Below are 23,816 nucleotides of genomic sequence, written 5' to 3' on the forward strand. Positions count from 1 at the left end.
GTGGGGCTGCATGGTGGCACTGCTCCTGTTCGCCGCCGTGTGCTGCGCCGCACCGGTATCGAACGCGATCAGCGCCTACGTCGCGCTGCAGACCGGCACCGGCGACGTCGACGGGATCGCCGACGGCGGCTCGGCTGCGGACTTCCCGGCGCGCATGCTGACCGCCTACAAGAAGGCCGTCCAGCAGGTCGGGAAGTACGTGCCCAAGTGCCAGGGCATGCGCTGGCCGGTCCTGGCCGGGATCGCCAAGGTCGAGTCGAACCACGCCATCGGCCGCAGCGTCACAGCAGGCGGCGACATTCGCCCGCGCATCTACGGAGTGCTCCTCAACGGCTCCGGCGCGGGCGGCAACACCACCGTCTTCCCTGACACCGACGGTGGCAAGTGGGACGGCACCGCCAGCGGGGAGCGCGCCGTCGGACCGTTTCAATTCCTGCCCTCCACCTGGGACGGCGTGGGAAAGGACGGCAACAGCGACAGGCGGACAGACCCGCACAACGCCGACGATGCCGCCCTCGGCGCCGCGATCTACCTGTGCGGCAGCGGACGCGACTTGACCAAGCGGGCTCAGCTTGGGGCTGCGATCCTCCAGTACAACCACTCAGCCGAGTACGTCTCGAACGTGCTGGGCTGGATCGACCAGTACACGGCGGCCGCCAAGGACCCGGACCTGAAGAACGTGTCCGGGAAGGTCCGCACCGTGATCAAGGCGGCGCTCTCCCAGCGCGGTGTCCCCTACTCGTGGGGCGGCGGCAACGCCAGCGGCACGTCGACCGGGATCTGCTGCTCGCCGAGCGGCAAGAGCGGCACGAAGATCAAGGGCTTCGACTGCTCCGGGCTGACCGTGTACGCGTACGCCAAGGCCGGCATCCGCCTGCCCCGTACCGCGGCCGCGCAGGCTGGTGTCGGCCAGCGGATACCCGCCGGTCTCGGCACCGGAGCACTGAAGGCCGGCGACCTCGTCTTCTACGCCGACGCCCCCGGATACGACGCGACGATCTACCACGTCGGGATCTACCTGGGCAGCGGTCAGATGATCAACGCCGCCCGCCCCGGCACGGTTGTCCGCCTGGACGCGGTCAACGCGATGCCGGGATACGCGGGAGGGGTCCGGCTGCTGTGACCACCTCCCCGGCGCGTTCGCCGCGCCTGCTGCTGATCACCACCGTGGTTCTGGCCGTTGCCGGGACGATCCTGCTGACAGCGCCGAATCCGCCGAGCGCACCCGCAACCTCGGCACCACCGCGCGCGACCGTCCCTCCTACGCACCCCACGACAGCCGCTCCCAGCAGCCGCACCGCGCAGGCCAGCCCGCGCGCGCAGGCGGCCACTGCCTCCACCGCGCCAACACAGACGGCAAGCGCGTCCGAACTGCCGCCGCGCGGCGAGGGCGTGGCCAGCGATGCCGTCATCCAGAAGTCTTTGGAGGCTGCCTGGCCCGCCGACCTTGCCGACGGCGACGAGCGCACGCTCCTCGCGGCCGGCCGTGACCTGCTGCGCGCGGACGCCACCGGCATCGGCCGCACCAGGTGGCCCGCAATCTTCGGCGGCCCGGACCAGGCCGTCGCACCGGCGTTCGACACCACTCGCTTCCGTATCCAGGCCGCCGTCGCCCGCCGCGGCGGCGGCCCGGACCGGGCGGTGGTGCACCTGGTGTGGGCGGGCACCGACCGCGGCGGCACCTACACCGACCGGCGCATCACCGACTGGTACTTCACCCGCACGACGTCGAAAGGAGCGTTCACGTGGACGCCTCAGCCCCGTACCTGAAACACCAGGCCTTGGTGCCTGCATCCGACCAGGTGCTCGGTCTCTTGTCGGGCATCGTTCACACCGCTGGCTGGGTGATCACCTACTGGTGGCTGGTGGCCGCGGCCGCCCTCGTCCTGGGAGGTGCGGGCGAGGTGGTGGTGCGGGGCATGGCCCGCAAGGCCTCGGCCGGACGGATGGCACTGGAGCTCGTACCGTCACGGCACTTCGACCCCGGCCTGGAGGAAATCTTCCGCCGCGGGGTCCAGCTCGCCCGGGCCTCCACCAGCATGCCCTGGTGGGCGCCGCGCCGCACCAAGGCGGTGCAGATCCGCCTGCGCGCCGATGGCTCGCGCCCTTTGCGGTACCGCATCGAGGGCCCGCCCGGCGGCGAACGCCTGCTGACGATCACACCGTTCGGGCCGGCCGTCACCGTCAACCGGGCCCGCCCCCTCGCCGATAAGCCGCGTAAGCATCTGGTGCGGGCGGAGTTCATCCTGCGCGGCAAACCCACAGCCCCACTGCGAGACGTCCCGCTGGATCCGGACCCCTTGCAGCCCCTGGTCGATGCCGTCTGCGACCTGCGGGCGGAGCTGGGCGACCTGGCCGAGATACGGCTCGACATTCAGCGGGCCCCCAAATGGGTCCTGCGGGCGCGGCGCATGCAACTGATCTCGGAGGCGCGCCGCAAAGAGCGGCGTGAGGCCCAGCGCGCTGCCCGGTGGGTGCGCCAGGACGCCACCGGTGTGGAGGACTCGCTGACATGGCAGCTGCAGCAGTTGGTCAGCGGCAAAAAGGGTGGTGGCGGGGGCGGGGGGCGTCTGGTGATGCCGCCCGTCCCCCGCCGGGTCGAGCCGACCGAAGCGCTGGGCAAGCTCGCCCATGATGACCATCTGGTGCGTGTGCAGCTGCTGGTGATGTGCGCGTCGAACATTGAAGGCCGGGCCGAGGCCAGGCTCGCCCAGATGCAGGCCGCGCTCGACGTGTTCGGCGGCACCTCGCGGTGGGCGATGCGCGGGTGGCGGGTGGGACCGTGGCGGTTCGGGGCGGACCGGTGGCCCAGCCGGCGCGGCTTCGAGCGCCGCTGGACGCTCGGGCACTGCCAGCCGCCCCGCCCGAACTGGGTCAGGCTGGAGGAACTGACCGGGCTGCTCAAGCCGCCCACGGTGCACTGCCGGCTGCCGCTGCTCGCCGGGGACCTGCCGACCTTCGAGTTCAACAACCCCGCGTTGCTGCTGCAGGGCTATTACCACGGCCCCGACGGCCGCCGACGTCTGGTTGCCACCTACGCCAAGGAGACACTGTTCGAGGTCGGGGTGGGCAAGGCGGGCGGCGGCAAGACCGAACGCGCGCTGGCGCAGGCGATCGGCTGGGCGCATGCCGGCGGCGGGCTCATGTTCGTCGACCCGCACCGCGACTCCTGGCCCCGCGCTCTGCCGTTTTTGGCACACGACGCGCTGATGGACCGGATCGCGCTCGTCGACCTCAACGCCCATGGACCAGCTCCGAGGGTGAGTTCATGGAACCCGCTCGGCATGCACCACGGCCAGGTGGCGCACGAGGTCGTCGAGGCCACCGCGGACGCCTTCGCGTCCGCCCTCGGCTGGGACGACGCCAGCGCACCCCGCGCACTGACCATCCTCACCGCCTCCCTCACCGTGCTGGCGGCCGTCAACGAAGCCGCCTGCCAGGCAGGGCGCCCCCAGGACCAGGCCACGGTCCTCCACGTGCGGGCGCTGCTCACCGATCCGGACTTCCGCGCTGCGGCACTCGCCGGGGTGCATGGACGTCTGGACGCAGAGACGCGCTCCTGGTGGCAGACGGTGTTCCCCACACTGCCCACGGACTCCTTCGCCGTGGTCCTCAACCCGATCGCCCGCCTGGCCGCCAACCCCATCACCCGCGCATTCCTCGGACAGCCGGCCGGCTACTACAACATCCGCACCGCCATGGACACCCGGATGATCGTGTGGGTATGCCCGGGCGGCAACGGACCCACCGACCGGCTGCTCACCGCACTGCTCGCCCGGGACCTGCTGCGCGCCGTGCGCTCCCGCCGCGACACCCCCCAAGCCCAGCGGGTGCCCTTCCGCCCGTACTTCGACGAGCTGATCACCCTGACCGGCGCCGCCGCAGAGACGATCGCGAGCATGTTCGAGGACTTCCGCAAGTACAAAGTCCACGTCCACGGCATGACCCAGCTCCTGGCCCGCCTGCCCATCCCCGTGCGGCTGTCCCTGGTCCAAAACGCCTCCACCCTGGCGTCCACCGCCGGATCACAGTCCGCGATCACTCCGATCACCGCGGAATGGGGCGATGCACCCGGCCCGGACGTCGTCGCCGCCCTGGACCGCTTCGAGCACTACATGTCGCTGACTGTCAGAGGCCGCCGCGTCGGACCCGTCCAGATCACCGGCCCGCACCTCGATGAGGTCTTCGCCGACTACGCCCGCCCCCACCACGCGCCAGCGCTGGAACGCGCCGCCCGTGCGATGGCCGGCGCCGCGCCGCTGGACCAGCTCACAGCCCGCGCCGCGCAACAACTGGGCCGGGTGAGCGACTTCTTGGCGTCGCGCACGGCCGCTGCCTCGCCAACCGTGCAGCTGAAGAAGAAGGAGACATACACATGACCACCGCCGAGACCGGGGGACTCATGACGTTGAGGCCGGTGCCCAGTCCAGCCGAACCTCTACGGCATCAGATCCTGGCGGCGCTCGCCCAGCACCGCATGGCGACCACCAGCCAGCTCCTGCTCCTTCTGCGGCCGGATGCGACCCGCTTCGTCCTCTCTGTCCCGCTGAAGACGCTGCACGGCCTGGCCGACTACGTCGTGCTGCCCCAGTCGAACCGGACCCGCGCCTGGTATCTCACTGCTGAAGGCGCCCGGCTGACCCGTGACTGGCCCGCGCTGCGCGATCGTCCGCCGTACCCGATCACGTCAGCCACAGCCGCTTCCCTGCGGACACCGCACACCCTGACTGTGCTGCGCACCTACCTGGCCTTCGCTGCCGATGCCCGCCGCCGGCACGACGAACACGGCCCCTGGGACTGGACCCCGGAGGTTTCGCACTCGATCGGTGAGGGCGAGCGGGTGGTGGCCGACGCAGTCCTCCACTACACCACCGCTGACGCCGATGAACGCCGCAAGCTGCGGGCGCTCGTCGAAGTCGACCGCGCCACCATGAGCAGCGAGCGTCTGGCCGTGAAACTGATCGACTACGCGCGCCTGTGGTCCCACGCACCGCAGCAGCCTGGCCGTCGGCGCTCGCGCGTCGCCTCGGCTCTCGCCGGCCCGACGTGGTTGCGCTGGTACCCCGTCTTCCCGCGCATCCTGTTCGTGCTCACCGGAGCCTCCCGGTACGTCCTGGACAACCGGATCAGCGACTTGCAGGCGATGGTGGCGCAGCACCCGCTCGTGCGCGCGCTGGCCCGGCAGGTGCCGCTGGGCGCCGCCGTTCTGGACGACCTCGAACAGCATGGTCCAACCGGCGACGTCTGGGTGCCGCTGGCCGGCGGCGAACCGCGGCCGTGGACCGCACTGTGACGGCGCAGCAGAACACCGGCCCGGCTGCCGCCGCAGCCAACGACCGCTCCCGAGCATGCGAGCGTTGCGGTGACGACGGGTGGCCCGCCCGAAAGCGGGAGGTGTCTCGCATCGGGAGCGCCTGGGTGGTCCAGGGGGCCGGTGACTTTGATCTGGATGACCTCACCATGGTGCGCCGACAGTTCCCCGGCAGGCACGTGACCCTCGACGGCGACGTGATCACCGTATGGCCGACGTCTTCGCCCGCCCAGTGAGGCGACCGCCCCACCACGAGAGCAGTCCCGGCACACGGGCACCGGGTACCGCGGCCTGGCCACGCACCTTCCTCCACCCGAACCTCTTCCCCACGAAAGGACGTCCTTCCATGACCACACGGACCACTGCACCCCTCGCCAGGCGCCTGGCCGCCTCGACGGTCACCGCCGTGCTGGCCTTCGCCCTGGCCGGCTGCTCGCACGACAACCCCCAGCAGGATCGCGCCCTGACCGCCAGCCCGGAATCCGGCGGCCCCTCACCACGCCAGCAGCCCGGCCCGTCAGGCGCGCCGCTGGCTGAGCTGCAGGGACTGAAGGGACTGTCGCTGGTGATCACGTCAGCAGAGCGGGACCCTGCGGGCTATCTCACCGTGCGCGGTGATCTGAAGAACCACGCCTCCACCACGAACGTCGTTCCCGCCGCCCTGCGCGGCAACGAACCCGAGGTTGCCCGGACCGGTGCGTCGCTGGCCGGGGCAACCATCGCGGACTTCACCGGCGGCAAGCGCTACTACGTGCTGCGGGACACCAGCGGGCGCCCCCTCACCACGACCGGTCTGTCCACCTGAAAGCCGGTGAGAGCGTGCCCGTCTTCATGCAGTTCCCCGCACCCCCGGCAACGACCAGCACGGTCGGCTTCCAGCTGCCGCTGTTCGACACCACCCACATCCCGATCTCCAGGTGAGGCGCGTGCCCATGCACCCGATCCGATCCCGCCTCACCACACTCTCCGCCCTGGCCACCCTGACGGCAGCCCTGATGACAGCCGCCGGCCAGCAGGAAACCGCCAGTCCCTCCCCAAGCGCCCAGCCGCATGCCACAGCATCACAGCCCGGCACCAGCATCGGCTCCTCCGATCTCGCGCATCGGGTGGGCGCGACGCTCGCTCCTCCCCGGATTCTCGACATCAGCCCGGTCTCCGCCGCTTTGAGCAGCCGGGTCATCGAGGACCAGGACGGCGCCCACGCCGCCGGGACACAGAAGGCGAACTGACCTTCGGGCGCCAGGCCGAGATCGTGTTCGCCCGTCCCGCGGCGCAGCCGGCCCGGCTACACCGGCACCGCGCCGCCAACAAGACCGGCGCGCAGCAGGGGGTTACGCACCGTCATCTCCTCGGGCACAGCGAAGGCGTCGATGAGGGTCAGGGCGTGCGGGACGAGTGCGGCGACGGCGGCCTCCACAGCGTCGGGAAGCTGCTGGACCTGCTCGGCAGTCAACCGGCCGTGGGCCAGCAGTTCCCCGCTGTGCGCGGACACGTAGCGCAGGACGAACAAATCATGCAACTCCTGCAGGAGACGGCGTGCCTGCGGGGAGGCGGCCCGCCCGGCCGTCTCCAACACCGCACCAGCAGCCAGCTTGTGGGCGTGGGCGTCGACCAGCGCGAGGGCAGCTCCTGAGGCGCCGTTCCACCGGTTAAGGGGGGAGCCGGCGTGCCGGGTGCGCAGCCGGGTGCGGGCACGGCTGTGCCGTATGCGCTCCAGGTCGGCCAGGAGGTCGCCCAGGTGCTGCGGGTCATGCAGGGTCCGGGCTGCGGGGGGCACATCGCTCGGGGGTTGGGGGGTGAAGCCGCCCAGCAGCATTTCGCCTGCGGCTTTGATCCAGATGACGGTGTTGTCGCCCTCGGCGGTGACGGTGCCTTCATTGGCCGCGAGCTGTCCGGAGATGCCGTTGGCCAGGATCAGGCCCTGTGCTCCGCAGCGTTCGCGGCACTGGGTCATCACCGACCGCGCCTGCCAGGTGATCCAGCCCTTCGCGATGGCCATCAGCCGCTCGGTGTCCTCGCGCTCCTCCTCGGATGCCTGTGCCCAGCGCCGTACGACGCCGCGGTGCAGCAGGGTGGCGGCGTAGGTCGTGGCTATCGCCTCGAGGAGCGGGGCGTGGTGGGTGCGGTGCGCGAACAGGGGCACGCGCTGCCCGCTGGTCATGCCCGAGGTGACGCGCTGGTGCGCGTACGGGACGGCGATGGCCAGGGCGTGCCGCATCGTTCCCAGGCTGTAGGCGCTCATACAGATCTTGCCCATGGTGACGCGGCTGATGGACTTCAGGAAGCGTTTACGGGCGCTGCCCAGGTTCGAGACGAGTTCACCGTCAGGGGTCAGGCGTCCGTGCGCGCCCTGGAGCAGAGCCGTGCGTGGCAGCCGGATGCCGTGGAAGTACGTGGCGCAGTGGTCGACCGGGCTGCTCGCTGTCTCGGGCAGCCGCCGCACCTCGACCCCCGGCAGGTGATGCCCCTGCGTGTCGGTGAGCGGGGTCAGGAACAGGAAGACTCCGTGGTCGGTTCCGTCGATCAGCAGGCGCGCGGCCACCAGAGCGTCTTTCGGGCCGCCGGTCGTGCTGGTGTTGGGCATCCATTTGCAGGCTTGCGGTGTGGGGGTGGTGAGGACGAACTCGCCGGTAGCTCGGTCGAGGACCGCGGTGGTCTCCAGTTGCGGGGCGTCGTTGCCGTGGGCGAGTTCGGTGGTCAGGAACGTGCCGATACGTTCCATCCGCAGCCAGGGCCCGAAGTCCCGGTCCTCGTGGTCGTGGTCCACGAGGGAGCCGAGGAAGAGGTTGTAGTGGATACTCAGGATGGTCGCCATGCTGGCATCCGCCGCCCCCGCCCACTCGTGCACCGCGCTCAGGGCAGCCGCATCACAGGCCAGGGCACGGGCGTCGGGTATGGCCGCGTTCACCAGGCGCAGCCGCTGGTAGGAAAGCTCTATACGCTCCCGGTGGCTCAGCCCTTCCTGGTAGGCGAATAAATCGGAGCTGAACAACCGCTGCCACGGCTCATGGATCTCAGCCGGCGCCTCGAAAAGCAGCCGCTGAAGCTCAGTGTCGGTGAACGGGACGGACACGGCGGGGAGTTGGGAGTCGATCACAGTGGTGCAACGTAGCTTGAAGACAGCACTCGCCACATCATGATCATCGACACGATTGAACGCCGCAGATGGTGGAAGATACCCGCACTGCGGGACATCTAGGCCGCGTGCCACAGACGGCGTGTTTGCCTGCCCGGGTGTCCTGTGGGGTCGTACTTCCTACCCCGTCGTACCTGCGGCACAAGGCCATAGGGGCCGACCGGCGCAGTCAGCTGACCGAAGCCGGCGCCCATCCTTTGCTGTCCGCAATGGGTAGTCGGCTCCGCCAGGTGCAGGCGCGCCGACCCTCGCCGCCGGAGGCACCGGGTGACGAGTGCTTCCCCGTACGCCCCTGCGCGACAGAGGTCGCCGGCGCGCGCTCAGACGGCTGCGTCCCGTCGAGCCGCCAGTCTGGGTTCCGGAGGATGCCCCGAGTCAGCGTTCGGCGGCGTCCCGCCAGTAGTCCTTCAGCATCTCGCTGGGCCACGCAGGCTGGGTGACTGTGCCGCGCGGCAGGAACTCTTCGAAGACCGCCACCAGGTCCACCACCAGGGTGCCGTCGTCGGCGTCGAGGTCGGTAACGTGCAGGTCCCGTCCGTCGACGCGGAGCAGCCTGGGGAACGAGGTCGCGAGGCGGGCCGGACGCCGGTGGTTGTGGTGCACGAAGGTTCCCGTCGCCGGCCAGTCCGGGTTGTCCCGCGGGCTGCGCGCGTGGAGGGCGATGTCCTCGGGGGAACCGAAGTTGAAGAACCAGGTGACCTGGAGATGGGAGAACTCCTCGATCCCCTGCAGCGTCTCCTCCGGGTACTCCGGACGCAGCCGAATGATCGACTCCACACCGCCCTTGAAGTCGTCGAGCCGCCCCTTGTGGCCTCCGACCACCTCGGCGATCACCGGCACCTCGATGGACTTTGTGGACACGGGTTCCCCCTTCTCCGCTCGCGGCACGGCAAGGCGGTTAACCACAGCATGGCCGCCTTCACCACCATGGCGCCTCAGGCTACTCGTTCGAGTACGGCCTTGGCGCGCTCGTCGATCTCCGCCGCCACGCTGATTCCCCGATTGTGGAAGGGGGACAGCACTCGGCGCATGTTCACGGCTGCCTCGCGAGTTCTGCCCGACTGCACGCCTTCCATCGCGTCCAGGGCCTGTGCCCACGTGTGGCACGCGGCCTCCACGTTCCCCTTGCGGGCCTGCACAGTGCCCATGTAGCCCAAGGTCACCGCGTGGGTCCGGCTGAAGGTGTCGGCCTTCCTGGTCAGCACGCTGTTGTTGAATTCTCGGAGCGCTCCGTCGAGATCGCCGAGCGTCCACAGGGTGCGGGCGGTCTCATGGGCCAGGGAAGCCCGCTGGAAGAACCACACCCGACTCGGATCCTCGTCGCCGACGTCCGCCGCAGCGAGGTCGTCCTCGGCCCGGAGAAGTGTTGTGATCGCGGCACGCTTTTGCCCGTCGGCGGCCAGGCTGCGTGCCTGCACCACTCCGAGCAGCGCCCGCTCGCGGGGGGCCGCCAGGGTGTACCGCTTGCGCGCCACGGAGGCCGTGGCGAGTTCGACGGCAAACCGTGGGTGGCCGAGGTCCGTCGCCTGGTGAGCCATCGCCCGCAGGATATGGCCAGCGAGCGGAGCGTCGTCCGCTTCCGCCGCGAGCTTCAGGGCCAGCGTGAAGTAGCGCCGCGCGGACTCGTGGTGGGAGGCGTCGAAGCTCATCCAACCGGCGACGTACACCGCCTCGGCGGCAGCGGCGAGAAGGGCACGACGAGTGTCCTCACCGGCGAACACCCCGCCGATGTACTTGGCGACGTCGTCGACGAGGTACTGGTAGAGCGCCGTACGGCCGTCCATGCCGCCGTGGCGCTGGTCTCTCCGAGAGAAAAACTCCGTCATCTCACGGACGGCACTGACTTCAGCGACCCCGACTCTGCGGCTCGTCGCGGCGGAGCGGGACTGCGCCCGCTGGGGAGCCTCGTCCCACCACTGCTGTCCGGGCAGGACCAAGCCGCCCACCGAGTAGGCGGCGCCGGCCAACACTCGGCGGCGTTCGAGGTCCACGTCGCTTCTCCCAAGGTCTACCAGCGCAGTCAGCGTATCGACGTTCCACTCCGAAGCCGTGACTGCACCCGTGTCCGGCACCGAGAGCCCGATCTCAGCAGGAGTGATGGGGCGGTGGAGCCGCCGGGACAACGTCTCGCACAAGATAAGGGGGGCCCTGCCCGAGGGCTGTGTTCCCGCCACCCACATGGCGATGTGCGAGCGGCTGGTGCCCAGCAGTTCTTGCGCTCCTACCTCGGCCGCGACCCTCACGAAGGCAGCCGCCACCTTTGGCTGCGACCAGTCTGCTTCCGCGATCGCGTTGGCCAGCTTCACGTTCCGCTCGCGCGCCATCGTCTACCTCGGTTCACCAGAAAAATCTTTGACGGGTTTGACGGCCCCGGGAGCCGCCCGGAGATACCGCGGCGATGTGATCCACGGTTCGCTCGTGGTCAACGAAACCACCAACTGCCTTTGTCCGGGAGGAAACCGGTGAAGACCAGCCACACGTCTGGCGCCGATGCCCGAACCGGTTCGGGCGACGGGTGCGCACCCGCCCCGACGTCCGACGTGCGGCACTTCGACCCTCCCCGACAGTGGCCTTGCTCGCGCACAACCTCCGCTGCTTCGACCACTCCGACAAAACCGCCGATCGAGTCCTCCGTGGGCTCAAGCACCAGTTGTGAGAGGGGAGCATGGACCGAATCGAAAGCCTGGGCAGCGTCATCAGCGCTCCTGAACACCAGAAGAGCCTGACGCTCGCCGCCAATGACAGGGCGCCGGGCAGAGCACGGTCCTTCACCCGTGAGGCGCTGACAGCGTGGGGGGTGGAAGACCTTCTGGACCAAGCCGTGCTGATCGTCAGCGAGCTCACCACCAACGCCGAGCGGCATGGCCGAACTCACGACGCCGTCCCGGTCCTTCCGCCCAGGACGGACTGCGAGCCCGTCGATGAGATCACGCTGACGCTCGCCCTTCAGGCTGGCGTTGTGGGGATCGAGGTCGAAGACGACTCCTCGGAGTCCCCGGTGCCTCAGATTGCCTCGCTCTACGCCACCAGCGGACGGGGGCTGCACCTCGTGTCGGCGATGGCTGACGTCTGGACTGCCTGCCCCAAGGAAGACGGACGGGGCAAGAGGGTGATCGCCCTCGTGAGGCGCCCCGAGTCGCCCATCACCTCCTGACCACCTCCCCTTGGAGACCCGTGATGCCATCCCGGCTTACGCCCTCACCCATGCCGCCGTCCGGCGGAACGAGGGTGGGCTTCGACACCGAAGCCGTACGTGTGCTGCTGCTCGACCTGGACGGCGTGCTCGTCGACACCCGCCCTGTCATGGAATGCGCGTGGCGCCAGGTCCGTGAACACCACAGTCTCCACGTGCCGTTCGAGGAGTACGAGCGCCACCTGGGTCGGCCCTTCGCCGACATCATGGAGCAGCTCGGGCTCGCTGACGCCGAGCCGATCCACCAGACCTACTCGAAGGCGTCGACGGACACCTCCCATCTCGCCCGACAGTTCGACGGCGTTGCGGAGGTCCTGCACACCTTCGCCGCTGCTGATTGGCGGATGGGGATCGTCACGTCCAAGCCGTTGGACCGAGCCACTCCTCTGCTGGCCCAGCTCGGCGTCCCGTTCGCCACGGTGCGCACTCCGAACGGGGTGGGGCGGGGCAAACCCGCACCAGACCCGATCATGCTCGCCCTGATCGACCTCGGTGCCGACCCGGCCGACGCGCTGTACGTCGGGGACATGGCAGTCGACCAGGAGGCGGCCCGCCGTGCCGGCGTCTCGTACGTGCACGCGGGCTGGGGCTACGGCACCCCGAGCTCCCCGCCCTTCTTCGTCGCCGAATCACCGAAGGACCTGCTGCGGCTCGTAGACACCGGGCCGCTCCTCGAAGGGAGCCTGGTATGACGCCGCCCAAGCGCAGCGCCCTCGGCATCGGCCAGGTCGAGTCCGATGACAAGCCCTTGTGGGCGCTGGTCGGCAAGGGCGCGCTCGCGACCACGAAATCCGACCGGATAGCTACGTCCGAATTGGAGGCTCGGCCATTCGACCCGGGGGAAGCGGAAGCACGGGTCGACCAGGTGATGGACGCCCTCGAAGTGTACGGCGCTGACCTCGCGAGGACGCCGGGCGGCGCGGGTTGGTTGTACGTCCAGCACGTGCCGGCGCGGCGCTTGGTGGCGCAGGTCGTACGCAAGCTGGTGGCGCTCAGCGCCTGGGAGCCGTTCACGAAGGCCCCAGGTCCGCTGAGGCTCGTGCCGTACGAAGGACTCGTCGGGCTGCGGTCGAGCAGCTCCCGTGAGTACCGGGCGTACACCGTCACCTGGTCGGGCATCGCCTATCTGCTCGGTGCCGCAGCCCCTCATAACCCCCTCCGCTCCGCGCAGTTACGCAACCTCCCTCCTCTCCTGGCGGCCGCAGCGGTGCCGGGCCCGGTTCCTTCGGAGCTGCCGCTGAGTGAGGTGGTGGCGCTGTCGTGGTCCTCCCGTCACGCGGCCACTCTGCTGCCGGTGCTGGAGGAGCTGGCCAGGGACGGACACCCGAGCCTCGTGGTGGACCTGGCGACCGACCCGGCGGAGCGGTGCCCGGCTTCGGAAGTCGCGGGGGTGAACCTGTGCTGGCCGCCGACCGGTCTCTTCGACCTCACCGGCACCGTGGACGGTCTGATGCTGCGGGACGACGGCCGCGTCGTTCGGGTCGACGAGCACGAGGTTCGACTGGACCGGCTGGTCCGTCTCGTGTCCGTACTACTGGAGACGAGCGGCGGGTGCACCCTGCCCTCGTGGCGATCCGTGGTCCGGGCGGAGACGTGGCTGGACGGCATCCTCACCGCAGCCCGGCCGCACACCGTTCTGGTCAGCAACGACACCAGCCCTCTGGGTGCACTGGCTGTACATGTGGCAGAGCGCCATGGCGCGAACACCGTGCATGTCCAGCACGGGGCCTGGACGGCGGAGTCGGTCGCATGGCCTGCGCTTCACAGCCGCGACATCGTCGTCATGGGTGAACGGGATCTCCCTCTCGCGAAGGCGTGGGTGTGCCACCCTGCGGCCGAAGTCCACGTCCTGGGCCAGCCCCGCTTCGACGCGCTCGCAGGCTGCAGCCGCGAAGCCCAGCGGCGCTACCTGGAGGATCTGCTGTCACCCAGCCCACGGCGAGGCCCTGCCCGTATCGCGGTGTGGGCCTGCCAACCCTTCGGACCCGACCGGCTCAAGGCCCATGCCGACCTCCTCCTGGACGGTCTGTGGAAGACCGGAGACTGGGGACTCGTCATCGCGCCGCACCCGGCACAGAGCGTCGACGTCTTCGCCCCCGTGCTCCAACGGGACGGCCGGCCTCTCGTGGCCGTGGCTGATCCCCGAGTCGGCGCTCGCGGCTGCCTCGCCGGCGCCGACGCCCTGGCAAGCGCCTATTCGACGTGCGGCATCGAAGCCGCGCTGCTCGGGGTCCCGGTGCTCGAACTCGGCTCGCCCGACGAGCGCACGCTCGGACTCTCCGACCACGGCCTCGCGCGGCGGTGCAGCACCGCCGACGAGGTGGCCGACGCCCTCGTCGCACTGAGCGATCCGCGCCCGCCCGCCGACCGGGCGGCGATGGACCCGGTGTGCCGGTGGCGCGGCGACAGCGCCGCCCAGGTCGCACGCCTCATCACCCGGCGCGCCGACGGCGATGTCCTGCACTCCCACCATGTCCATCACGATGCCCGCGGCGCCGACTCCGGACGGCCGCAGGGTGAAGGAGCTTCTGCCCGATGACACACCTGACCGCCGACAGCGTCGCCGAACTCTTCGTCGGCGCTGTCGCCCTGGCCAAGAGCGGCGAGAGCGTCAGCCCTCGCGGCATGGCGACCCGCGAGGTCCTCGACGTCCACATGCGGCTGACTCAGCCACGGGCCCGCCTGCTGTACGCGCCGCCGGCGCGCGTCATCAACCCCGCGTTCGCCGTGGCGGAGACCGTGTGGCACCTCTCCGGCTCGGACGCCTCGTGGATTTTCGACTACAACACGCGCCTGCGACAGTACGCCGACGACGGTGTCCTGCGGGGCGCGTACGGCCCGAGGATGCGGAAGTGGGCCGGGAACGTGGACCAGCTGAGCCGCGTCGTCGAGATCCTCAAGGAGGACCGCGACTCTCGCCGGGCTCTGATCCAGCTTTACGACCCGGCCCAGGACGCCGCCGGGCACAAGGACGTGCCCTGCACGCTGGGCTTCCGCTTCTACCTGCGTGTCGGCCGCCTGCACATGTCGACCACCATGCGTGGTCAGGACGTGTGGATCGGCATGCCGTACGACCTGTTCTTCTACACCGTGCTGCACGAGCTGGTCGCGGGCTGGGTCGGCGCCGAGCTGGGCGAGTTCCGCCACCACGTGGGATCGCTGCACATCTACGAGAACCACCTCGACCAGGCCGAAGAGCTGACATCGGTCACCGCAAGCACGGTCATGCCAGACCTCACCACACCGTGGCGAAGCTTCGATGGCCTCCTCGACCAGGTAGAGGCCCGGGACATGACCGGCCACCCGGGCTGGGACACGATGGCCGAGACACTGCGCAGCTACCGGCTGTGGAAGGACGGCCTGCGTGAACAGGCGTGGCGGGTGGCCGAAGAGATCGACGGACCGCTAGGCGAGTCGCTGATCGCCTGGTACAGCGAGTTAAATCGCCGTACCCGCACCTCCACCGCGCGCGAGACGGCGGGAACCCGGTGATGGCCGCCATGGACCGTGCGCCCTCGGTGATCCTCGGCCTGTGCTCGTACACGCACGACTCCTCCGCCGCTCTTGTGGTGGACGGGGAGCTGATCGGCTTCGTCGAGGAGGAGCGGCTCTCCCAGCAGAAGCACACCAAGGACTACCCCCGCCGCGCCGTCGAGTGGCTGCTGGGAGAGGCCGGGCTCACCGCCGCCCACGTCGACGCCGTCGCCTACAACTTCCAGCCCGCCCGCTACCTCGCCGAGTTTCCGGCCGCCCTGCGCCTGGCGCTGTCGCCGATGACGCGCGACCGCGCTCTGCCGAGGGCGCGGGGCTTCGCCAAGGTGGCGCTGCGCACTCACCTGCGCATCCGCACCGTCGGCCGGCGATTCCCCGCCGCCCGTGTCTCCCCCGTCCTGCACCACCGCGCCCACCAGCTGGCGGCCTTCGCCGCCTCCGGGTGGAACGAGTCTGCTGTGCTCGTCGTCGACAGCCTCGGCGAGCGGCAGACCACGACCATCGCCCGCGGGCACGACGCTCTCCATCCCTCCGCCCACACCCTCGAGGCGATCAACGACCCCGCCTCGCTGGGCTACGTCTACGGAGCGGTCACCGAGCACCTCGGGTGGCGTCGTGGTGACGAGGAGGGCACCGTGATGGCGCTCGCCGCCCTCGGCGACCCGGAGCGCTTCCGGCACCTTTTCGCCCGAGCTGTGCGCACCAGGCCCACGGGATTCGTGGTCGACCCGGCGCACTTCCCGCCGCGCGTGCTGACCTCAGGCTCTCCGCGGACTTCCCGTCGCTTCATCGCCGAGACGTGCCCCGAGCGTCACCCGAGCGAGCCGCTCCAGGACGTCCACCGGGATCTGGCCGCCGCGCTCCAGGAGCGCACCGAACAGGTGATGCTGCACCTGGCCCGCCGGGCACGGATGATCACCGGATCGCGCCGTCTGTGTGTCGGCGGTGGAGTCGCCACGAACTGCGTGAGCATCGGCCGGATCATCGGCGACGGCACCTTCGACGAGGTCTTCGTCCCGCCGGCCCCTGGCGACGCCGGCACCGCGATCGGGGCCGCCATCGCCGTGCACACCACCAGCCGCAGTCGGCGGCCCGTGTCCGGCGTCGCCCGAGCCTGCTACCTCGGCCCGTCGTACCAGGACCGGGTCCTCGACCTCACGCCATGGCCCGAGCTCCAGCAGAAGACGCTGGGCGTCGAGACCGCCGAGTTCCTCGCCGACCAGCTCGCGCACGGCGTGATCGTCGGGCTCTTCCAGGGCCGGGTCGAGGCTGGCCCCCGCGCCTTGGGGAACCGCTCGATCCTCGCCTCCCCGCTGGAGCCGGGCGTCGTCGAGCGGCTGAACGCCACCGTGAAGTTCCGGGAGTCGTTCCGGCCCTTCGCCCCCATGGTCCTTGCCGAACGCGCCGCGGAGTTCTTCACCCTCGACCAGGAGGCGCCGTACATGTCGATGGCGTCCGGCGTCACCGAAAAGGCGCGCGAGCGCGTGCCGGCCATCGTGCACGCCAACGGCACCTCGCGACTTCAGACCGTCACCCGGTCGCAGAACGCGTTCATGCACGACGTGCTCAGCGCCTTTGGCCGCCGCACCGGGGTGCCGGTCCTGATCAACACCTCACTCAACGTCAAGGGCAAGCCGATCTGCGGGACCCCGGAGATGGCCCTGGACTGCCTGGCCGACTCCGGACTGGACGCTCTCCTGCTGGAAGGCCGGTGGATCACCAAGTGAAGATCGGATACAGCTTCTGGGGATTCCTCGGCAACGGGATCACCGACACCCCGGACGGGGGCCGCAGCCACCGCCGCCCCTTGATCGATGCCCTCCTCGGCCGCGGCCACGAGATCGTCTTCCTGCAGGCCAACCGCGACCTGATCGAGGCCGGCGACGACCTGGGCAGCGCCTACACGTTCCACAGCGGCAGCCCGAACGTCGACGTCCTGTTCCTGGAATGGCGCTGGGCGATCGACGGGCGCAACACCACCCCGTGCGGCACTGAGGGTCACACCTGCGACCTGCACCGCCAAGCCGAACTGGTCACCCTGTACACCGTGCGGCGGATGACGCCGACCGTGATCTGGGACAAGGACCGCCAGCTCCGGCCCGACAACGTGTGGCGGCGTGTCCCCCAGGGGGCCGTGTGCGAGGCCGCCCTCGAACCGACGCCCGGCACCCACCGGCTCCTCTTCCCCGTCGACGACCGTCTGCTCGCCGAGACGGATCCGGTCGCGCTCGCCAAGAACCCCCGAGACCTCGCCCTCGGGTACGTCGGCAACCAGTACGACCGCGACGAGCACTTCGACCGCTTCTTCGCGCCGGCCGCCGCGCGCTTCGACCACCTGGTCGGGGGCAAGTGGCCCAGGACCAGCCGCTGGCCGCACGTACGGTTCCTCGGCCGGCTGCCCTTCGAGGCGGTCCACGCCGTGTACGGGAGGTCCCTGGCGACCGTGCTCATGCTGCCTGAGCGGTACGCCGCCGTCGGGCAGATGACGCAGCGCATCTTCGAGGCCGTGCTCGCCGGCTGCCTCCCGCTCGCTCCTGCCGACATCGTGCACGTCGAACGCTTCGTGCCCAAGGAGCTGATCGTCAGCTCCGGTAGCGAGGCGATCGAGCGGCTGACCCACTTCCAGCGGATCGCCGGCACCCAGCAGCATGCGGACCTGATCGCGGCCTGCCTGGACCGCCTGGACCTGTTCCGCCTGAGCCGGCAGATCAACGCGCTGGAAGCCATCCTGGACACGGCCGCCAGCCCCGTCACGCGGGGAGCGGCATGATGCAGCTGACTTCCCAGGCCATCGCGGCTGGATCACTAGAACGTGTCCGAACGGCCGGTCCAACCGGACACCCGAGCACCTCTACGCTGGAGCACCATGAAGAAGGTCGCCATCGTCGGCTGCGGAGGCAGCGGCAAGTCGTACCTGACACGCGAGCTGGGCAGGATTCTCGACGCCCCGGTCACGCACCTGGACGCCGCGTTCTACGACGACGAGTGGAACGCGCTGCCCATGGAGAAGTTCGCCGCCCTGCAGCGGGACCTGGTCGCGCAGCCGAAGTGGGTGATCGACGGGAACTACAACTCGACGCTGCAGATCCGGCTCGAAGCATGCGACACGGTGGTCCTGATGGATGTCTCGACCGTGGCCGCGCTGTACGGGATCTTCTTTCGGCAGATCCGGCACGGGGCCGGGCACAAGGGCAACGGGGTGCACAACCGCCTCCACTGGGGCGTGATCAAGTACGTGGCGACGTACCGCCGCAAGATGCGCCCGCGTGTCATGGCGAAGATCGAGGAATTCGCCTCGGGCCGTGCCGACGTGGTGCTGCTGTCCGACCGGCGGCAGACGCGCCGCTGGCTGCGGAAGGTCGCCGCCGAGCACAGCTGAGCGCTCCGCGCCGCCGAGGGGAGGGCGCGGCATGAGCGACACCAACCCCTTCCTGGACCCCGCGCACCAGGCGGAGCTGTACGGGCATGCCTCTCGGCTGGCCGGCCGGTCTAACGCCCTGATGCGGGCGAAGACCTCTGGGCACCCCGTACCAGACACGATCGTCAGGCTGGTACGCAACCACCACGAGCGTCCGGACCGTCTCGGCCTGGCTTTGGACCTCGGCTGCGGTCGCGGCACGAGCAGCCTGACCGTCGCCCAGGACCTCCGGCCCCAGCGCGTCGTCGGCCTCGACGCCGCGCCGGTCCTGATCGAGCAAGCTCGCAAGCGTGCCCAGCGGTTGCCCGGCCTCCCCGTGAGCTTCCTCCAGGGCGACTTTCACCATCTCCCCGTGCCCGCCGGGGCGTGCGACGTCGTCGTCGCCGCGTTCTGTCTGTACCACTCTCCACGGCCGCAAGCAGTGGTCGCGGAGATCGACCGGGCGCTCGCTCCCGGGGGTCTGGCCCTGCTCGTCGCGAAAGGGCTCGACAGCTACCGCGAGATGGACCAGCTGGTCGCTGCCACCGGCCTCGACCAGCAAGCCGCGCAGCACGAGAGCCTGTACATCTCGGCGCACAGCGGCAACCTCGCCGATCTGGCCGCCGTGTCGCTCGACGTACTCGCCGTGGAACACGAGGAGCACAGCTTCACCTTCGACGGCCACGACCACGTGGCCGAATACCTGGCCACCAACCCGAAGTACAACGTCGCCCCCGGCCTGTACGGCAATGCGGGCGCGCTCGCGGCGGCCCTGCACGAGTTCCTGCCGGACCAGCCCCTTACCACCAAGTCGCTCGTCACCTTCGTCGTGGCCCAGTCAGGGGGAGGACGGCCGTGAGCGTTCGCCAGTTCACCAAGCACTACGAGACCTCCCGCCATGTGGCCTCGGCAGCCCGTCACCACGCCTGGCTCGCCGAGCATGCACGGGCGCTGCGGCTGCCAGCGCTGACCGCGGTTGGGCCGACGAGCCTGACGTACGAGTGGATCGACGGCCGCCCGGCCGGGACCGAGGATCTGCTGACCCTGGCGGGGCTGCTGGGCGACGCCCACGGAGCCGCGTGGGCCACCGACCTCCGGCCGGCCTCTCTGAACACGGCGCACCATTTCCGGGACGGCATCGCGTTCGGCGACTACGTCGGTCCCCGGCAGACCGCCCTCCGAAGAAGGCTGGAGCAGGGGTACCTACCGGGCCGGGTCGCCCTCCACGCGATGCTGACGCTGCTGGAGAAGACCGCCGTGGGGCCGACGGCCTTCTACAAGGACAGCAACCCCCGGAACTTCATCATCACTGAGGCCGGCGACATCCACACCGTCGACACCGACGACCTCACGCTCGCCCCGATGGCGTATGACCTGGCGAAACTGATCGCGACGCTCTGTCTGACGTACGGGCCTCTGCCGACCCCAGCCGTCGACTCCGCCCTACGCGCCTACAACGAGGCCGTCGAGCGCCACGACCCCTGGCTCGGCACTACGGATCGCGAGCGGCTCGACGACTTCCTCGCCCTGCACGCCGTCCTGACCGCTCCCTACGCCGGGCGCAATGGCTACCGCTGCAGCTGGGCACCCCGGCCCTGCCCACGAGGTTCCGCATGATCACTACCGAGCTCGTTTTCGTCCGGCACGGCGAGGCCCAGTGCAACGTCGATGGCCTGGTCGGCGGCCCCCGCACCTGTACCGGGCTGACCAACCGCGGATACGCACAAGTCAAGCAAGTCGCGCTCCGCCTCGGCACCGAGCACCGCGACAAGCCGTTCGACAGGTTGTACGCCGGCCCCCGCATCCGCCTGCGTCAGACCGCCGAGATCATCAGCCAGGTCCTCCATCTCCCCTTGTCCACAGACGGCCGACTCGACGGTCCCGTCCATGGCGCCGCCGACGGCCAGCCCTGGACCGAGGTGAAAACGACCGCCGATGGCGGGCCGCACGCCCACCCCGACAAGCCCTGGGCTGCTGGATCCGACACCTGGAACGGCTACCTGGAGCGAGCCAGCTGCTTCCTGCGGGAACTCATCGACCAGCACGAAGGCGAACGTGTCCTGTTCGCCGCCCACGGCGAGACCGTGATCGTCACCCACACCCTGCTCCTGGGAATTCCGCTCGGTTCCCCGGCCGGATTCACGATCTCCCACGGCTGCATCACCCGCTGGCAGCACCACCTCAACCGGCTCGGGCAGAGACGGTGGATGCTCGACCGCCACAATGACACCGAGCACCTGGCCGCCTTAGGACAGGAGGCTGCCTCGTGATCACGTTGTCCGACGACCCCCGCCTGAACCTGGCTCGCGGCGCGCTCGGAGCGGTCCGAATCGTGCATGATCCGATGCTCCCGCCCCGCGTCCTGCGCCTGATCAACGCCGACGGCAACGAGTTCTTCGCCAAGCAGCACAGTGAACGCGACCGGTACATCCGCGAGCTGCACGCTTATCTCGCCTGGGGAGCCCACCTGATCGGCCACGTCCCCCGCGTGGTGGGCCGGCAGGACAGCACGTGCACCCTGCTGCTCGCCGCTGTTCCCGGCGTACGCGCGGATACGGTCGCGCCGGGGTCGTCCGAGGAGGAGCAGACCCACTACGAGGCCGGGCGTGTGCTGGGCAAACTGCACCACGCCACCTCGGTACCTCGTACCGGCGCCGTCGGCACGGAACTCGCCCAGCGGCTGCGCGACTGGATCGCCCGCGCAGACCGAGCGGGCCTCATCTCCACGGTCGAACGCGACCGCCTGAGCCACCACGCGGACGTCCTGGCGAACACGCTCATGGACAGCGCGGTATGCCACCTCGACTACCAACCGCGCAACTGGCTCCTCGGGGACGCCTTTGGGGTGTGCGACTTCGAGCACATGCGCCGCGACGCCCGCATCCGCGACTTCGCCCGGCTCGAGTTCCGCCGCTGGCAGGCCGCCCCGAACCTCCGGGCGGCGTTCTTCGCCGGTTACGGACAACCAGTGAACGACACCGAGCAGCGGCTGCTGGAGTCCTTCGGCGCGATAGAGGCCGTCACAGCCCTGGTCCGCGGGCACGAGCAGGACGAACTCGCCCTCAGCACCCACGGCCGGACCCTTCTGGCCCGCCTCGCCTAAGCCACACCTCCCCCCGATTCCTGGAGACTCCGTGTCACAGCAACCCTCCCACCTGACCACCGCCGTCCCCCGCCGCGCCGTGGTGACCGGCGCCGCCGGCTTCATCGGCTCCCACCTCGTGCACGCCCTCGTCAAGGCCGGCGCCGTCGTCGTCGGCGTCGACCGGCGCGACCCGGCCACCGACCCCACGGCCGCAGCCAACCTCGCCGTCCTGCAAGAGCTCCCGGGGTACATGCACGTCACCGCCGACCTCCTCAGCTGCGCGATCGAGCCCCTTCTCGTCGACGCGAACGCCGTCTTCCACCTGGCGGGCATCCCCGGAGTGCGCCCCTCCTGGGGACCGAAGTTCAGCGAGTACGTCGCCGCCAACGTCCTCGCGACCCACCGCGTCATGGACGCCGTCACCCGGATGGGCGTTCCCCGGCTCGTGGTGGCCTCCTCCTCCAGCGTCTACGGCCCCACCGACGGTGGCGCAAGCGTCGAGACCGACCGGCCCCAGCCGGCATCCCCGTACGCGGTCACGAAACTCGCCGAGGAGCAGCTGTGCCTCGCGCACTCCGCCCAGGCTCACTGCCCCACCAGCGTCGTCGCCCTGCGGTACTTCACCGTCTACGGCCCCCGGCAGCGACCCGACATGCTCACGCACCGCGCCCTCACAGCCGCCCTGACCGGCCAACCGCTGCACCTGTACGGGGACGGTCACCAGCGCCGGGACTTCACCTACATCGACGACGCGGTGGCCGCCACCATCGCCGCGGCCACCATCCCGACGGCCAGCGGGGTGATCAACGTGGGGGGCGGTTCGAGCGCCTCCCTGCTCGCAGTGATCAACATCGCAAACAGCCTCGCCGGGCGCGAGATCGAGGTTCACCAGGAGAACCCGCGCAGCGGCGACGTCCTCACCACACGAGCCAACCCCTGTCGCGCCCACGAAGTTCTCGGCTGGCAGCCCCAGATCGACCTCCACAACGGCATGCGGGCCCAGATGCAGGCGCTGGCCGCAGCGTCCGCCGCCTACGGCCGCGCGGCATAACCAGCAGCACAAGAAGAGGAGTTCAAATGGAGAGTCCCGAGAAGGCGCGACTGGACGCCTTCTTCCGACAGATCACGACACAGTTCCCCGCCGATGACCACGTCACCACACTGGTCATCACGCACCTGCTCCCCGAGCGGCCAGCGTTCCTCCGCGCGATGGCCGCGACGTCCACGGTCGCTGCCGTCCTGCCCAAGCCCAGGTCCGTCGATCAGCCGACCCTGGAGCAAATCCGACGCGCCTTCACCGTCCATGACCTCAGCCGTGGGCTGTTCGCCGACTCGACCAGGGCCTTGGAGTACCTGGAGGACACGGCCGGCGGCCGGAACGTCGTCCTGGTGGACATCGGCGGCTACTTCGCACCGTGTCTCGACACGCTGGTGGAGAAGTTCTCCGGCCGTGTCCTCGGCGTCGTCGAGGACACGGAGAACGGACACCAGAGGTACGCGGCACTCGACCACCTGCCCTGTCCCGTCGTCTCGGTGGCCCGCTCCCCGCTGAAGGACTGCGAGGACCATCTCGTGGGCCGGTCCATCGTCTTCTCGACCGACGCGCTGGTACGTGCCCGCGGCGACATCCTGACCAGCACAACCGCCTGCGTCATCGGGTTCGGCAAGGTCGGCCGAGCCATCGCTCAGACGCTACGTGCCCAGGACCTGCGCGTTACCGTGCACGACACCGATCCGGTCCAGAGAGTGCAGGCACACTCCCAGGGCTTCCGTACGAGCAGGTCTACGGCCGAGGCACTCCAGCACGTGGACCTCGTCCTGTGCGCCACCGGCAACCTCGCACTCCGACACGGCGACTTCGCGGCCCTGCGCAACGGGGCGTACCTCGCCTCGGTGACGTCCTCGGAGGACGAACTCGAACTCGGCAGCCTCCGCGGGCTGTACCAGCGCACTCCGGTCAGCGACCACATGACGCGATACGAGATCACCGGTCACTACTTCTACGTCCTCGCCGACGGCGGCGCCGTCAACTTCGTGCACGGGGCAGCCGTCGGCACGTACATCCATCTCGTCCAAGCCGAGATACTCGCCGCCACCGCAGCTCTCAGCGAGGGCCGCTTCCAGCCCGGCCTCCACGACATGCCCGCACGCGATCGCCAGGCCATCGCCAGGATCTGGTTTGACTACTTCGACAGGTGATCC

The 23,816-nt window shown here is 69.8% G+C and carries 22 protein-coding genes; 19 read left to right on the forward strand and 3 right to left on the reverse strand.

Features of this window, described 5'->3' with window-relative positions; all coding sequences use genetic code 11:
* Positions 1–10 precede the first annotated feature (10 nt).
* From ACWD0J_RS10150 to ACWD0J_RS10175, 6 genes are all read left to right on the forward strand, one after another.
* Positions 11–1,123 carry a C40 family peptidase gene (locus ACWD0J_RS10150; RefSeq protein ID WP_451495303.1) on the forward strand — a complete coding sequence of 371 codons (1,113 nt, stop codon included), beginning with the start codon at positions 11–13 and terminating at the stop codon, positions 1,121–1,123.
* Positions 1,120–1,770, forward strand: coding sequence for a hypothetical protein (locus tag ACWD0J_RS10155; RefSeq protein ID WP_451495304.1), 651 nt, complete (start codon positions 1,120–1,122; stop codon positions 1,768–1,770). The genes ACWD0J_RS10150 and ACWD0J_RS10155 overlap by 4 nt, the downstream gene beginning before the upstream one ends.
* Positions 1,746–4,379, forward strand: coding sequence for an ATP/GTP-binding protein (locus tag ACWD0J_RS10160; RefSeq protein WP_451495305.1), 2,634 nt, complete (start codon positions 1,746–1,748; stop codon positions 4,377–4,379). Before ACWD0J_RS10155 ends, ACWD0J_RS10160 begins: the two co-directional genes overlap by 25 nt.
* Positions 4,376–5,293, forward strand: a complete 918-nt coding sequence (locus tag ACWD0J_RS10165; RefSeq protein WP_451495306.1) for a replication-relaxation family protein — start codon at positions 4,376–4,378, stop codon at positions 5,291–5,293. The genes ACWD0J_RS10160 and ACWD0J_RS10165 overlap by 4 nt, the downstream gene beginning before the upstream one ends.
* A 364-nt stretch (positions 5,294–5,657) precedes the next feature.
* Positions 5,658–6,116 (forward strand): hypothetical protein, encoded by a 459-nt coding sequence (locus ACWD0J_RS10170; protein WP_451495307.1) that lies wholly within the window; start codon positions 5,658–5,660, stop codon positions 6,114–6,116.
* A 127-nt stretch (positions 6,117–6,243) separates the two neighbouring features.
* Complete coding sequence (locus tag ACWD0J_RS10175) at positions 6,244–6,540, forward strand: hypothetical protein (protein ID WP_451495308.1); 297 nt, start codon at positions 6,244–6,246, stop codon at positions 6,538–6,540.
* A 56-nt stretch (positions 6,541–6,596) separates the two neighbouring features.
* On the opposite strand, the gene ACWD0J_RS10180 is transcribed toward ACWD0J_RS10175, so the two are convergent.
* From ACWD0J_RS10180 to ACWD0J_RS10190, 3 genes are all read right to left on the reverse strand, one after another.
* Positions 6,597–8,408 carry an acyl-CoA dehydrogenase family protein gene (locus tag ACWD0J_RS10180; protein WP_451495309.1) on the reverse strand — a complete coding sequence of 604 codons (1,812 nt, stop codon included), beginning with the start codon at positions 8,406–8,408 and terminating at the stop codon, positions 6,597–6,599.
* A gap of 414 nt (positions 8,409–8,822) precedes the next feature.
* Complete coding sequence (locus ACWD0J_RS10185) at positions 8,823–9,308, reverse strand: TrmO family methyltransferase domain-containing protein (protein ID WP_451495310.1); 486 nt, start codon at positions 9,306–9,308, stop codon at positions 8,823–8,825.
* Between the two features lie 74 nt (positions 9,309–9,382).
* Positions 9,383–10,771, reverse strand: a complete 1,389-nt coding sequence (locus ACWD0J_RS10190) for a Tat pathway signal protein (protein WP_451495311.1) — start codon at positions 10,769–10,771, stop codon at positions 9,383–9,385.
* Between the two features lie 341 nt (positions 10,772–11,112).
* On the opposite strand from ACWD0J_RS10190, the gene ACWD0J_RS10195 reads away from it, so the two are divergent.
* The 13 genes from ACWD0J_RS10195 to ACWD0J_RS10255 all read left to right on the forward strand — a co-directional run bounded on the left by ACWD0J_RS10195 (position 11,113) and on the right by ACWD0J_RS10255 (position 23,813).
* A complete protein-coding gene (locus tag ACWD0J_RS10195) occupies positions 11,113–11,601 on the forward strand; it encodes an ATP-binding protein (RefSeq protein WP_451495312.1) in 489 nt (162 codons plus the stop codon).
* Between the two features lie 74 nt (positions 11,602–11,675).
* Entirely contained in the window at positions 11,676–12,332 is a 657-nt protein-coding gene (locus tag ACWD0J_RS10200; protein WP_451495313.1) for an HAD family hydrolase, read from the forward strand.
* Positions 12,329–14,179 (forward strand): hypothetical protein, encoded by a 1,851-nt coding sequence (locus ACWD0J_RS10205; protein ID WP_451495314.1) that lies wholly within the window; start codon positions 12,329–12,331, stop codon positions 14,177–14,179. Before ACWD0J_RS10200 ends, ACWD0J_RS10205 begins: the two co-directional genes overlap by 4 nt.
* Complete coding sequence (locus ACWD0J_RS10210; RefSeq protein WP_451495315.1) at positions 14,176–15,132, forward strand: thymidylate synthase; 957 nt, start codon at positions 14,176–14,178, stop codon at positions 15,130–15,132. The genes ACWD0J_RS10205 and ACWD0J_RS10210 overlap by 4 nt, the downstream gene beginning before the upstream one ends.
* Positions 15,133–15,140: 8 nt before the next feature.
* Complete coding sequence (locus ACWD0J_RS10215; RefSeq protein ID WP_451495316.1) at positions 15,141–16,859, forward strand: carbamoyltransferase family protein; 1,719 nt, start codon at positions 15,141–15,143, stop codon at positions 16,857–16,859.
* A complete protein-coding gene (locus ACWD0J_RS10220; RefSeq protein ID WP_451495317.1) occupies positions 16,844–17,902 on the forward strand; it encodes a glycosyltransferase family protein in 1,059 nt (352 codons plus the stop codon). Before ACWD0J_RS10215 ends, ACWD0J_RS10220 begins: the two co-directional genes overlap by 16 nt.
* Positions 17,903–17,998: 96 nt before the next feature.
* Entirely contained in the window at positions 17,999–18,511 is a 513-nt protein-coding gene (locus ACWD0J_RS10225) for a topology modulation protein (RefSeq protein WP_451495318.1), read from the forward strand.
* Positions 18,512–18,542: 31 nt separating this feature from the next.
* A complete protein-coding gene (locus ACWD0J_RS10230) occupies positions 18,543–19,388 on the forward strand; it encodes a class I SAM-dependent methyltransferase (RefSeq protein WP_451495319.1) in 846 nt (281 codons plus the stop codon).
* Positions 19,385–20,146: a phosphotransferase gene (locus ACWD0J_RS10235; RefSeq protein WP_451495320.1), complete on the forward strand. Its 762-nt coding sequence runs from the start codon at positions 19,385–19,387 to the stop codon at positions 20,144–20,146. The genes ACWD0J_RS10230 and ACWD0J_RS10235 overlap by 4 nt, the downstream gene beginning before the upstream one ends.
* Entirely contained in the window at positions 20,143–20,799 is a 657-nt protein-coding gene (locus tag ACWD0J_RS10240) for a histidine phosphatase family protein (RefSeq protein ID WP_451495321.1), read from the forward strand. The genes ACWD0J_RS10235 and ACWD0J_RS10240 overlap by 4 nt, the downstream gene beginning before the upstream one ends.
* Positions 20,796–21,632 carry an aminoglycoside phosphotransferase gene (locus ACWD0J_RS10245; protein ID WP_451495322.1) on the forward strand — a complete coding sequence of 279 codons (837 nt, stop codon included), beginning with the start codon at positions 20,796–20,798 and terminating at the stop codon, positions 21,630–21,632. Before ACWD0J_RS10240 ends, ACWD0J_RS10245 begins: the two co-directional genes overlap by 4 nt.
* A gap of 31 nt (positions 21,633–21,663) precedes the next feature.
* Positions 21,664–22,665 (forward strand): NAD-dependent epimerase/dehydratase family protein, encoded by a 1,002-nt coding sequence (locus tag ACWD0J_RS10250; protein WP_451495323.1) that lies wholly within the window; start codon positions 21,664–21,666, stop codon positions 22,663–22,665.
* A gap of 26 nt (positions 22,666–22,691) precedes the next feature.
* Positions 22,692–23,813: an adenosylhomocysteinase gene (locus ACWD0J_RS10255; protein WP_451495324.1), complete on the forward strand. Its 1,122-nt coding sequence runs from the start codon at positions 22,692–22,694 to the stop codon at positions 23,811–23,813.
* The last annotated feature ends 3 nt before the right edge of the window (positions 23,814–23,816 follow it).

The sequence above is a fragment of the Streptomyces sp. NPDC003011 genome, assembly GCF_053591515.1.